This window comes from Clostridium sardiniense (assembly GCF_019753795.1).
GTDB lineage: Bacteria > Bacillota > Clostridia > Clostridiales > Clostridiaceae > Clostridium > Clostridium sardiniense.
Genome location: NZ_JAIKTU010000003.1, coordinates 157,564 through 169,657, shown reverse-complemented (window position 1 = coordinate 169,657; position 12,094 = coordinate 157,564). Strand labels below are relative to the sequence as shown.

Here is a 12,094-nt window from a genome sequence, read left to right as displayed (position 1 = left end):
ATATGATATCTTTAGATTTTAGTAAAGCGCTAGGAAAAATTTCAAATATAACTCCATTTATATCAGAAGGAAAAGTAGAGAAAGTAATAGGACTTACTATTGAGGTAGTAGGATTAAAGGCATCAGTTGGTGAACTCTGTACAGTTTACAATGTAAGCAATATTCCAATAAGTTGTGAAGTCGTTGGATTTAAAGAATCTCAAATAATATTAATGCCATTAGGTGTCCTAGTAGGAATTGGACCAGGTTGTAAAGTAATAGCAAGTGGTAGTCCATGTAGTGTTAAATGTAGCGATGAATTACTAGGAAAAGTAATTGATCCTTTAGGGAACCCAATAGATGGAATTAAGATATTGGGGGGAGAAAAGTGTAGCTTATTTAAAACTCCACCTGATCCTATGAAAAGAAAAAGAATTAAAAATGTTATGCCTACAGGTATAAAAGCTATTGATGGATTTATTACTTGTGGGGAGGGGCAAAGAATTGGAATATTTGCAGGAAGTGGTGTTGGAAAAAGTACAACTCTTGGAATGATAGCAAGGTCTGCAGAAGCAGAAGTCAATGTTATTGCATTAATAGGTGAAAGAGGGAGAGAGGTTTTGGACTTTATAGAAAGAGACTTAGGTCCAGAAGGGATGAAAAAATCAGTTGTAGTTTGTGCAACATCAGATAAACCTCCCTTAGTTAGATTAAAAGGAGCATTAACAGCAACATCTATTGCAGAATATTTTAGAGATCAAGGTAAAAAAGTAATACTTATGATGGATTCTGTTACAAGATTTGCAATGGCACAAAGAGAAATTGGATTAGCTATAGGAGAGCCACCAGCACAAAAAGGATATACACCATCTGTTTTTGCTGAATTACCAAAATTAATGGAAAGAAGTGGATTATCAGATAAAGGTTCGATAACTGCTTTTTATACTGTATTAGTTGATGGAGATGACTTTAATGAGCCTATTGCAGATGCTGTAAGAGGAATATTAGATGGACATATAGTTTTATCAAGGGACTTAGCACATAAAAATCATTATCCAGCAATAGATATATCAAATAGTGTAAGTCGTCTTATGAATGATATATGTGATGAAGAACATAAAGTAACAGCTTCTTATGCTAGGGATTTAATATCTACATATAAAGAAGCAGAAGACTTAATTAATATAGGGGCATATGAACATGGATCAAATCCTAAAATTGATAAATCTATAGAACTTATAGATGATATTAATACATATTTAAAACAGGGAGTAAATGAGAGTAATACTTTTAATGAAAATATAAGTAATTTAAAAAGTATATTTAGATAAGAGGTAAATAACATTGAATAATTTTAAATTTAAACTTCAAAAAGTATTAGATATAAAAATTAAAAATGAAGATGAAAGTAAAGTTAAATATTCAAAAGTACAAAATGAAAAAAAAGTTATAGAAAGAAAATTAGAAAATCTTAATACTAATTATGAAAAATATTCTGAAAATATAAAATTTGAGGATACGATTTCAAGGAAAATAGTTTCTAATTATTTATATTCTCTATTAAAGACAATTGAAAAAACTAATGAAGATTTAAAAGATAAGAATGATTTATTAAATGAAGTTAGATCAGAGCTTTTAAATAAACAAATAGAAAGAAAATCTTTAGAGAAACTTAAAGAGAGTAAACATAAGGTTTTTACAAAAGAAGAGGAACATAAGGAACAAATGGCAAATGATGAGTTTGGAATGTATGCATTTTTAAGAAAAAGAGCTCAAATTGTTTAGGGGTTAGATTATGCGAATAGATATGTTGGAGACAAAAGTTAATTATAAAAGTAATGAAACTGTAAAAGATGATAAAAGTAAAAATGAATTTGTATCTATTTTAGATGAAAAAGCTTTAGATAAGCTAGGTAATAAGAATATAGATAATATTGATAAGAGTAAGCATGATGATAAGAGTGATCATGATGACAAGAAAATGGATGATAATTTAAATGAAATATTAGCTATAGCATTAAGTGAACTTAACATAATAAATGGAAATAAATTACAAGAGAATAAGTCTGATAATATCAAAGAAAATTTAGAAGAGTTTATAGATGCTATAGATACAATAGAAAGTAATTTAAATACTGATAGTAATAATATTAATGAAATGAAACAAAATACATCTAATATGCTTAATGTTAAAAATATTAATACTCATGAAATTGATGCAATAAAAAAAGTATTAGATCTAATAGAAGGTAATGATACTAAAAATTTTAGTGAAGTTGCAAGTAAGAATGAGATTACTAATACAAAAAGATTTCAAGGTGATTCTAAAAATACAATAAACGATAATAGTTTAAGTGACTTAAAGAATTATATTTTAAATATACTTAATGAAACTAAAAATAGCACTAAATTATCAAATAGTAATGAGAATTTAGTAGCTAATAGAAACATAGTTAAAGTTTCTAAAGATGATATAGATATATTAAATTATATAGCTTTAGATGAGGATAAGTTCAATAAACATAGCAATTTAAATACAAATATTAAATTAAATAATACAGTTTTATTAAATGAAAATATTGATTTAAGTGAAGATGGACAAATTAGTGATAATAAAGATTCTAATGGACTAACTATAGAAAGCAATAATTTAGATAATGAGAAAAATAAAAAGACATATTTAGAAAATAACCTTAGTAGTACTTTAGATAGAAGTATAGGCATAGCTAATATAGGTAATAGTAATTCAAATAATGTAATGAACGATAATACACCTATTGTTGTTAGAAGAGAATTTATTAAAAATGATATTGTGCAAGCAATAAACTATCTAAAAAATAATGAATTAGAAGAAATAAATGTAACTATGAATCCTAAAGAGTTAGGAGTTATGAAAATAAGTATTATAAGAACAGATGATAAAAGTAGTTATCTTATTAGTATAGCTAATAAAGATACTTTGCTTATGATTAAAGATAATTTAAATGATATAAAATCACATCTTATTAATATGAATTTGGATAATAGAGAAGTAACTGTTGAAATTAAGTTAAGTCACTTTGAAAATAGTTTTAATGAAAATAGTGATAGACAATTTAATGGAAATAACAATAGAGAAGAAAAAAAAGATAGAGCTTTAATCAAAGAGAATGATAGTGAATTAGAAAACACTGTAGCGGAAGATACAAATATTAATTTATTGATATAAAAGGAGAATAGATATGGAAGTAAATAGTGTAAAAGATGTAGGTAATAATAAGACTGAAAATGGAACAGCTATAGTTAAAAAAGGTGGAGAAATAAATAAAGAAATATTTCTTAAAATGTTAGTTGCTCAGATGACTAATCAAGATCCATTAAATACTCAAGATCCATCACAATATATTACCCAGTTATCACAATTTTCTTCACTAGAACAGATGATAAGCTTAAATGATTCTATGAAAGACTTAATAAGCATGAATAATGGAATATTAGTTAATAGTGCATTACAAACAGCATCATCATTAATTGGAAAAAATGTAGAAATAAATTCTTCAGATGAAAATGGAATTACTAAAAAATTTGTAGGAGATATAAAAAGTGTATCTGTAGAAAATAACTCAGTATTTTTAGAAGTTTCTTTAGATGGTACTAAAGAAACAAAAAAATTTCAGTATTCTGAATTAGTAAAGGTAAATTAAAGCAAACAATATATAGGATTATAAGGAGGATATACAAATGTTAAAATCAATGTATTCTGGAATAAGTGGTATGAAAGCTAATCAAACTAAGATGGATGTGGTAGGAAATAATGTTGCAAACTCAGGAACTACTGCGTTTAAAAAGTCAGGTGTTAGATTTAGTGATGCGTTAAATCAAACAATAATATATTCAAGTTCTCCAGGAAAAACTGTTGGTGGAGTTAACCCTGGACAAGTTGGTGTTGGAGCTAAAGTATCAAGTATAGAAAAGTATATGACTCAAGGTGCTATTCAACCAACAGGAAGACCTACAGATTTAGCAATAGATGGAGACGGTTTTTTTGTAATTGAAATGGATAAGAAAAAGGATATTATTGTTGAAGGATATACTAGAGATGGTTCATTTTCTTTAGATGCTAATGGTAATTTAGTAACATCTAAGGGGTTTAAAGTATTAAATACAAATGATGAACCTATTACAATACCAAAAGAATATGGAGCAACACCTACTGCAGTTAAAAAAAAGGTTGTTTCTTTTAATATTTCAACAGAAGGTAATTTAACATATCTTTTAGAAGATGGCACTAAGGTAGAAAATCTTCAAAAGCTTAAGGTTGCAGTATTTCAAAATGATTCTGGATTAGAAGCAATAAATGGAAATATTTATTCGGACACTGCAAACTCAGGAAAACCTTTATATAATACTGGGGCTGCATCAGCAAGAATTGGACTTGTAAATCAGGGATATATAGAAATGTCTAATATTGACTTATCAGAAGAATTTACAGACATGATAGTTGCGACAAGAGCTTTCCAAGCAGCAGGTAAAGTAATAACAACTAGTGATGAATTATTACAGGAAATACTAAATCTTAAAAGATAAATAAGAGGTTGAAAATATGAAAAAACAAGATATATTAACACCTATAGGGATATTGTTAGGAATAGGATTTATAATTTATGCTATATCCCAAGGATCAGTTGGAATAAATGCATTTTATGATTTGATATCAATAATAATAACAATAGGAGGATCTTTTGCAGCATTATTAATAACATTTCCATTAGATGATATTAGATTACTTATTGCTATGACATCAAAGTTATTTACAAATCCTTCTATGTCAAAGATTAAAACAATTGAAATGTTTAAAAATTTATCTATAAAGTCTAGAAAAGATGGATTACTTAGTCTGGAAAATCAAGTTGATGAAATTAAAGATGAGTTTTTAAAATGTGGTTTAGAATTAGTTATTGATGGAGTAGATGATAAGTTAATAGAAGAAGTAATGAATAATAAAATATTAGAAATTGAAGGTAGATATAATAAAGGATCTAAAATATTTAAAACATGGGGATCATATGCTCCTGCATTTGGGATGCTTGGTACTCTTATTGGGCTTATTCAAATGCTTGCAAAGATTGATAATCCAGATGTTATAGCTAGTGGAATGGCAAAAGCTCTTATTACAACTTTCTATGGAGCATTATTAGCTAATTTAATTTTAAATCCTTTAGGATTTAATCTTCAAAATAAAGGAGATAAAGAAGCAGAAAATAGAGAAATGATGTTAGTAGGTATTTTATGTATTAAAAATTCTGAAACAACAAGAGTTCTAGAAGAAAAATTAATGAGTTTTTTAACAGAAAAAGAAAAGAAAAAATATATGAATGAAAAAAATAGAAATAAGAAGGTAGAGATAAATGCTGCGTAGAAAAAGAAAACCAGATGATATCAATACAAATGGATGGATGGATACCTATGCCGATACAATAACATTATTGTTAACATTTTTTATACTACTATATTCTTTTTCTACAACTGATAATAAGAAACTTAAGCTTGTTGCAGCTGCATTTGAAAGCGAGATATTAGGTAAGACACCTAATAAGATATCTGGAGATATAAATCCCGAAGTTCCAGTTAAAACGGATTATGACAATCTTGTAGATAAGGTAACTGAAATAATAGATAAGAATCATCTAGAGGATGTTATTAAAGTTAGAAAAGAGGATGCAGGAGTAGTTCTTCAGCTTAGTGATAGTATTTTATTTGATTCTGGAAAGTCAGAACTTAAAAAAAATAGCACCAAAATATTGGATGTAATAAGTACAATTATTCCTGAGGTAAATAATGAGATTAGTGTTCAGGGCCATACAGATAATGTTCCTATATATAATAGTAAATATAAATCAAATTGGGAACTATCTACAGCTAGAGCTGTAACTGTACTTCAATATTTTATTGAAGAAAAAAAGATTAGTCCTAAGAGATTTTCTGCAAATGGATATGGTCAATATAGACCTTTAGTACCAAATGATAATGAAAAGAATAGAGCAATTAATAGAAGAGTTGATATATTAATTATGCAACATAGAGATGTTGAAAAGGTAAATGCTAAAGAATTAGAAAAATAGGAAAATTTAAAAGGGAAGGAATTTAAATAAAATATGGACAAAACAATCATGCAGTATTTAATAAATATTATTGTACTTGTACCAGTTGGAGTGCTACTAATAGTTATTTCTATAAGACTTAGTAAGAAAAGTATAAATAAGGTGAATTCAGGTCTATATGTTCAAATTATTGAAAGATTTAATTTAAATAAAGATTTAAGTCTTTATTTTATAAAGACTGGATCTACTGGATGTGTGTTAATAGCCTCAGCACATAATATAGAGAAAATAAAAGAGTTAGATGAAGAGAAAATGAATGAAATAATGATTATGAAAAAACAAAAACAAAATTCTATAGATCTGTCTAGAATATCTGGTATAGATTTTAAGGATATTTTAAATAAAAAGTTTATAGGGAAAAAAGATGATGGATGCAATAAATAGAATTTTTATAAATAACTCACAGATGGCACCTATTATGAAGGTGTTCTTCTTAATGACAGCTCTTATGTTTATAACAGCAATAATTTTTATGATGACAAGTTTCGTAAGAGTAATAATTACATTTTCATTTATTAAATCAGCATTAGGGGCTCAGCAGATAATTCCAAATCAAATACTTATTGGACTTGCCTTATGTATAACTATGTTTATAATGACTCCAGTAGTTAATGATGTTATGGATAATTCAATACAACCCTATATAAATAAAGAAATTAAATTACAAAAGGCAGTGGATGAGGCAAAAAAACCAATTGTAGGATTTTTATTAAAACAAACAAGAGATAACGATTTAGAGTTATTTATTAATAATTCACCAAAAAAGATAGATGTAAAAAATAAAAAAGATTTACCTTTAACAATAATAGTACCAGCATTTGCTATAAGTGAATTAAAGACAGCATTTCAAATAGGATTTATTATTTATATTCCTTTTTTAGTTATAGATTTAATAGTTTCTAGTATTCTTATGTCTATGGGAATGTTTATGCTTCCACCGGCAATGGTAGCACTTCCGTTTAAATTATTATTATTTGTAATGGTTGATGGATGGGGCTTATTGGTCAAATCTTTAATACAAAGTTTTACAGGATAGGAGAAAAGCTATGAGTGAAATGGCAATAATGACAATAGTTAAAAAAGCTTTGGTAACAGGAGCTATAGTAGCAGGTCCTATTTTAGGAATATCATTAATTGTAGGATTGATAATAAGCATATTTCAGGCAACAACACAAATACAAGAGCAAACTTTAACATTTGTGCCTAAACTTGTTGCTATTATATTAGTTTTAATTGTAGGTGGACCATGGATGTTTAATAAGTTAATAATAATGACTAATGAGCTATTTAATATTATAGCCACTATAACTAAGTAAGATGTTTATTTATATATTTTTTAGAATAGCTGCTTTTCTTATAGCCATTAATATTATATTTCCAAATGGAACACCAAATATTTTTAAGATAATTTTCTCAATATTTTTATCAATTATAATAGGAATGAATGTGGATAGTAGCATTAAAGTAGACAATTTGTTCCAATTAGTAAGACTTGGAATTCTAGAAACAATTAATGGCTTAGTATTAGGATACATAGTTAATATATGTTTTTATAGTTTAAGGTTAGTGGGGAAATTAATTGATAACCAATTAGGATTATCTATGGCAAGCATATATGATCCTAATATCCACAGTCAATCAACGATTATGGAAAACATGATGTATTTTATTGGAATAGTAGTATTTTTTGGACTAAATATACATTATATTTTGATAAGTTCTATACAGAATAGTTTCAAAATAATACCGGTTGGTCAATTTATATTAAAAAATAATTTAGGATATATTTTAAAGATATTTTTAAGCTATTTCATCTTAGGAATAAAAATGGCAATACCAATAATACTTGTTCTTATAATTACAGATTTGATAACAGGAATAATATCAAGAAGTATTTCTGGATTAAATGTAATGATAATAGGAATGCCTTTAAAGATGTTAGTTGGGATAGTATTCTTATTAAGTATGTTACCATTCTTAATAAATGGAATGCATGAAATGTTTAAAGGTTTAATAAATGTTTTAAATGGAACATTTGCACTAAATATAATTAATATGATTTTCTATTAAGAAAATCATAAAACTAAAGATTTGGAGGTGAATAATATATCTGAAAAAACTGAAAAGGCTACGCCTAAGAAGAAAAAGGATGAGCGGAAAAAGGGAAATGTTGCAAAAAGCAAGGAAGCTATAAATGCATTTACATTAATAGGTTCTGTATTAGCTATATTTTGTATGTCTAATTATGCAATAAAACAATTAAAAATATTAATAGCATCATTTTTAAGATTCAATTTCAATATAGATTTTAATAAAAATGTAGTTAATTTAGTACTTACTAATGGAATAATTGTTTTTTTTAAAATATTTTTGCCTATCGGAGTTATTGTATTATGTATTGGAGTTATAGCAAATGTAATGCAAACAGGATTATTATTCGCAAAAGAATCAATAAAACCTAAATTTTCAAAAATTAACCCAATTAACGGATTTAAAAATATGTTTTCTCAAAATGCTTTTATTAATTTATTAAAGAATAATATTTTATTAATTATATTAAGTTACATAGGCTATTCTTTTGTTAAAGACAATTATGGTGAGATTTTAAAAACAGGAGATATTTATTTTCCAAATCTTATTTATGTAATATTTGCACTAGTAAAAAAGTTATTTAATATAGCCATATTAATAGCAGTTGTAATTGGTATTTTGGATTTTGCATATCAATTTTATTCTCATAATAAAAAGATGAAAATGAGTAAACAAGAAATAAAAGATGAGTTTAAGCAGTCGGAAGGAGACCCACAAGTAAAGGGACAAATAAAACAAAAGCAAAGAGAGATGGCAAATGCAAGAATGATACAAAGTACAAAAGATGCAACAGTTGTAGTAACCAATCCAACTCACTTATCTATTGCAATTAGATATGATAGAGAGGTTAATTCTGCACCTGTAGTTCTTGCAAAGGGTGCTGATGTTCTTGCTATGAATATAAGAAAAATAGCAAAGGAAAATGATATACCAATAATAGAAAATAAACCTCTTGCTAGATTTATATATAAAGAAGTAGAGGTTAATGAAGAAGTACCAGAAGAAATGTACTCAGCAGTTGCTGAAGTTTTAGTAGCTGTATACAAGATAAAGAATAGATATAAGAAAAATAAGTAGAGGAACTAAAAATATGGCAAGTATGAGTAAAAAAAATAGATTTGAAATAGCCGTTGGGTTTGGAGTTATTGGAATAATTTTAATGATTATAATACCATTACCTCCATTTATACTGGACATGCTATTAGTAGTAAACATTAGTTTATCAGTGTTGATTTTACTAATGACACTTTTTTCAACTAATGTTCTTCAATTATCAATATTTCCAACTATATTATTAATTACAACTCTTTTTAGACTAGGGTTGAATATTTCCTCAACAAGACTTATTTTAGGAGAAGGTTATGCAGGAAATGTAATTGAATCTTTTGGTAGTTTTGTTGTTAGAGGAAATTATGTTGTTGGAATAATTATTTTCTTAATTATTATAATAATTCAATTTGTAGTAATAACTAATGGATCAAGTAGAGTTTCAGAAGTGTCAGCAAGATTTACATTAGATGCTATGCCAGGAAAACAAATGAGTATTGATGCAGATTTAAATGCAGGTATGATTAATGAAGTTACTGCAAAAAAGAGAAGACGGGAATTGCAACAAGAGGCAGATTTTTATGGATCTATGGATGGTGCATCTAAGTTTGTTAAAGGTGATGCTATAGCAGGAATAATTGTAACCATAATTAATATTATTGGTGGAATAATTATTGGTGTTGTAATGCTTAATATGAATTTCATTCAAGCAAGTCAAACTTACATAAGGTTAACAATAGGAGATGGACTTGTTAGTCAAATACCAGCATTATTAATATCTACAGCAGCAGGTATACTTGTTACTAGGGCAGATAATGATGAAAGTTTTGCAAGTTTAGCAGGACAACAACTTACATCTATCCCAAAAGCAATGATGATGACTGGAGTAGTAGTATTTATTTTAGGGCTTATTCCAGGATTACCTAAATTAACACTATTTACTTTAGGAACTGGACTTACTTTAATTGGATTTACTTTGAGAAATAATGAAAATAAGGCTAAAGAAGAAGAAAAAAATGAATTGGTTGCAGTAGATGAAGAACCAGTTACAGTTAATGAAGTTGAGAATGTGACTGAACTTCTTAACGTGGAAGTTCTAGAGGTGGAAATAGGATATGGGCTTATACCCCTTGCTGATGAAAGTAATGGGGGAGATTTATTACAAAGAATATCTTCCATAAGAAGGCAATGTGCAATTGATATGGGAATAATATTACAGCCTATTAGAATTAGAGATAATCTTCAATTAGAGCCAAATGAATACTGCATAAAGATTAAAGGAAATATAGTAGCTACATATGCATTAATGCCAACAATGCTTTTATGTATGGATCCTATGGAATTAGGATTAGATATAGAAGGAATAAAAGCTGTAGAGCCAAGTTTTGGATTAGAAGCTAAATGGATAAATAAAGATAAAGTCGAGGAAGCAGAACTAAGAGGATATACAATAGTAGATCCATCTACTATATTAGTTACACATTTACTAGAACTTATAAAAGATAAGGCTTATGAACTTATAGGAAGAGAAGAAGTAAAAACTATACTGGATGCAACTAAAGAAAAGTATGGCGTAGTTGTAGATGAATTAGTGCCAGATTTAATGACACTAGGAGAGGTACAAAAGGTATTCCAAAACTTACTTAGAGAAAAAGTTTCAATTAAAGATAGAGTAACTATTTTAGAAACTTTAGCAGATAATGCAGTAAATACTAATGATATTGAACTTTTAACAGAGTATGTAAGAATGGCATTAAATAAGAGTATTTGCAATGGACTTGTAGATGAAAATAATTACATAACAGTAGCCACATTATCTAGTGATGTTGAAAATTTAATAGCAAATAATCTTCAAAAATCTATGAATGGAACTTATCCAGCAGTAGATCCTGATAGTACAAATAAGATCTTTTCTAGTATTAAAGAAATTACAGAAAATGTTGATTTTTATAACAACATACCAGTAATTTTAGTATCTCCTAAAATAAGGGCTCCTTTTAGAAAGTTAGTAGAGATGGTGTTTCCTAATATATCAATATTGTCACTTAATGAAATTCCAAATGATGTTCAAATAAGGGCTAGTGCAGTAGTAAATATTTAACTAGGAGGTAGGTTAATAAAATGGATAGGGAAAAGTACATATTAGACAATATTAACCTTGTTAGATATATAGCAGCTAAATATAAAAATAATAGTATTGGCATAGAGTACGAAGATTTAGTAAGTTATGGAACTATGGGACTTTTAGAAGCATTTGATACTTTTGATGATACTAAAGGTTGTAAATTTTCAAGTTATGCTAGTTTAAAAATAAGAGCTGCAATAATAGATGAAATAAGAAGACAATCACCTATATCAAGAAATGATGTTATGAAGATAAATGATTACAATAATGCAGTTTTTACTTTACAAAATTACTTATATAGAGAGCCAACAGATATTGAGATTTCTAAATATTTAAATATACCTTTAAGTGAAATTAATAAAATTGAAAATAATATTTATAAAATGAGTATAACCTCTTTAGATAATATTATTTTTGAAGGAAATACTGATGTTAGCCTAATTGATACAATAAAAGATGATGAAAAGAAAACACCATTAAATATTATTGAAGAAGAAGAGAAAATAGATATTTTAACTAAGGCAATAGACAGTTTAAAGGAAAGAGATAAATTGATTTTATCATTATATTATTATGAAGATCTTACTTTAAAGGAAATAGGAAAGATATTAGAAGTATCAGAGTCTAGAGTGTCTCAATTACATAGTAAGGCCATTATCAATTTAAGAAATGTAATAAAGAAAATGAATTATAATATAGCTTAGGAGGATTA

At 27.1% G+C, this 12,094-nt stretch carries 14 protein-coding genes; all 14 read left to right on the top strand.

Annotated elements, in window-relative coordinates:
* The first annotated feature begins 2 nt into the window (after positions 1-2).
* The 14 genes from fliI to K5V21_RS04170 are packed head-to-tail and all read left to right on the top strand — an operon-like array spanning position 3 to position 12,086.
* Entirely contained in the window at positions 3-1,310 is a 1,308-nt protein-coding gene (gene fliI, locus K5V21_RS04235) for a flagellar protein export ATPase FliI (RefSeq protein ID WP_221859474.1), read from the top strand.
* A gap of 13 nt (positions 1,311-1,323) precedes the next feature.
* Positions 1,324-1,764 carry a flagellar export protein FliJ gene (gene fliJ / locus K5V21_RS04230; RefSeq protein ID WP_221859472.1) on the top strand — a complete coding sequence of 147 codons (441 nt, stop codon included), beginning with the start codon at positions 1,324-1,326 and terminating at the stop codon, positions 1,762-1,764.
* Positions 1,765-1,774: 10 nt separating this feature from the next.
* A complete protein-coding gene (locus K5V21_RS04225) occupies positions 1,775-3,187 on the top strand; it encodes a flagellar hook-length control protein FliK (RefSeq protein ID WP_221859471.1) in 1,413 nt (470 codons plus the stop codon).
* Between the two features lie 13 nt (positions 3,188-3,200).
* Positions 3,201-3,662 carry a flagellar hook assembly protein FlgD gene (locus tag K5V21_RS04220; RefSeq protein WP_204595532.1) on the top strand — a complete coding sequence of 154 codons (462 nt, stop codon included), beginning with the start codon at positions 3,201-3,203 and terminating at the stop codon, positions 3,660-3,662.
* A 37-nt stretch (positions 3,663-3,699) separates the two neighbouring features.
* On the top strand, positions 3,700-4,545 hold the full coding sequence (locus K5V21_RS04215) for a flagellar hook-basal body complex protein (RefSeq protein ID WP_221859469.1): 846 nt from the start codon (positions 3,700-3,702) through the stop codon (positions 4,543-4,545).
* A 16-nt stretch (positions 4,546-4,561) separates the two neighbouring features.
* The gene (locus K5V21_RS04210; RefSeq protein ID WP_204595530.1) at positions 4,562-5,377 is read left to right on the top strand and encodes a motility protein A; all 816 of its coding nucleotides are present in this window, start codon (positions 4,562-4,564) and stop codon (positions 5,375-5,377) included.
* Complete coding sequence (locus tag K5V21_RS04205) at positions 5,367-6,080, top strand: OmpA/MotB family protein (RefSeq protein ID WP_221859467.1); 714 nt, start codon at positions 5,367-5,369, stop codon at positions 6,078-6,080. Before K5V21_RS04210 ends, K5V21_RS04205 begins: the two co-directional genes overlap by 11 nt.
* Before the next feature lie 33 nt (positions 6,081-6,113).
* A complete protein-coding gene (locus tag K5V21_RS04200; RefSeq protein ID WP_204595528.1) occupies positions 6,114-6,503 on the top strand; it encodes a flagellar biosynthetic protein FliO in 390 nt (129 codons plus the stop codon).
* Positions 6,484-7,155, top strand: coding sequence for a flagellar type III secretion system pore protein FliP (gene fliP / locus K5V21_RS04195; protein ID WP_407927684.1), 672 nt, complete (start codon positions 6,484-6,486; stop codon positions 7,153-7,155). Before K5V21_RS04200 ends, fliP begins: the two co-directional genes overlap by 20 nt.
* A gap of 10 nt (positions 7,156-7,165) precedes the next feature.
* Entirely contained in the window at positions 7,166-7,435 is a 270-nt protein-coding gene (gene fliQ, locus K5V21_RS04190; protein ID WP_221859465.1) for a flagellar biosynthesis protein FliQ, read from the top strand.
* 1 nt (position 7,436) lies between these two features.
* Positions 7,437-8,189, top strand: coding sequence for a flagellar biosynthetic protein FliR (locus K5V21_RS04185; RefSeq protein WP_221859462.1), 753 nt, complete (start codon positions 7,437-7,439; stop codon positions 8,187-8,189).
* Between the two features lie 27 nt (positions 8,190-8,216).
* Positions 8,217-9,287 carry a flagellar biosynthesis protein FlhB gene (gene flhB / locus K5V21_RS04180; protein WP_221859460.1) on the top strand — a complete coding sequence of 357 codons (1,071 nt, stop codon included), beginning with the start codon at positions 8,217-8,219 and terminating at the stop codon, positions 9,285-9,287.
* Positions 9,288-9,300: 13 nt separating this feature from the next.
* Positions 9,301-11,358 (top strand): flagellar biosynthesis protein FlhA, encoded by a 2,058-nt coding sequence (gene flhA, locus K5V21_RS04175; protein WP_221859458.1) that lies wholly within the window; start codon positions 9,301-9,303, stop codon positions 11,356-11,358.
* A gap of 20 nt (positions 11,359-11,378) precedes the next feature.
* The gene (locus K5V21_RS04170) at positions 11,379-12,086 is read left to right on the top strand and encodes a sigma-70 family RNA polymerase sigma factor (RefSeq protein WP_221859456.1); all 708 of its coding nucleotides are present in this window, start codon (positions 11,379-11,381) and stop codon (positions 12,084-12,086) included.
* Positions 12,087-12,094 lie beyond the last annotated feature (8 nt).

Excerpts from the sequence above, each read along its gene's own strand:
- fliI (WP_221859474.1), top strand. The coding sequence starts at position 3 with ATGATATCTTTAGATTTTAGTAAAGCGCTAGGAAAAATTTCAAATATA.
- K5V21_RS04200 (WP_204595528.1), top strand. The coding sequence starts at position 6,114 with ATGGACAAAACAATCATGCAGTATTTAATAAATATTATTGTACTTGTA.
- K5V21_RS04220 (WP_204595532.1), top strand. The coding sequence starts at position 3,201 with ATGGAAGTAAATAGTGTAAAAGATGTAGGTAATAATAAGACTGAAAAT.
- K5V21_RS04205 (WP_221859467.1), top strand. The coding sequence starts at position 5,367 with ATGCTGCGTAGAAAAAGAAAACCAGATGATATCAATACAAATGGATGG.
- K5V21_RS04225 (WP_221859471.1), top strand. The coding sequence starts at position 1,775 with ATGCGAATAGATATGTTGGAGACAAAAGTTAATTATAAAAGTAATGAA.
- K5V21_RS04170 (WP_221859456.1), top strand. The coding sequence starts at position 11,379 with ATGGATAGGGAAAAGTACATATTAGACAATATTAACCTTGTTAGATAT.
- flhA (WP_221859458.1), top strand. The coding sequence starts at position 9,301 with ATGGCAAGTATGAGTAAAAAAAATAGATTTGAAATAGCCGTTGGGTTT.
- K5V21_RS04185 (WP_221859462.1), top strand. The coding sequence starts at position 7,437 with ATGTTTATTTATATATTTTTTAGAATAGCTGCTTTTCTTATAGCCATT.
- fliQ (WP_221859465.1), top strand. The coding sequence starts at position 7,166 with ATGAGTGAAATGGCAATAATGACAATAGTTAAAAAAGCTTTGGTAACA.
- fliP (WP_407927684.1), top strand. The coding sequence starts at position 6,484 with ATGATGGATGCAATAAATAGAATTTTTATAAATAACTCACAGATGGCA.
- K5V21_RS04210 (WP_204595530.1), top strand. The coding sequence starts at position 4,562 with ATGAAAAAACAAGATATATTAACACCTATAGGGATATTGTTAGGAATA.
- K5V21_RS04215 (WP_221859469.1), top strand. The coding sequence starts at position 3,700 with ATGTTAAAATCAATGTATTCTGGAATAAGTGGTATGAAAGCTAATCAA.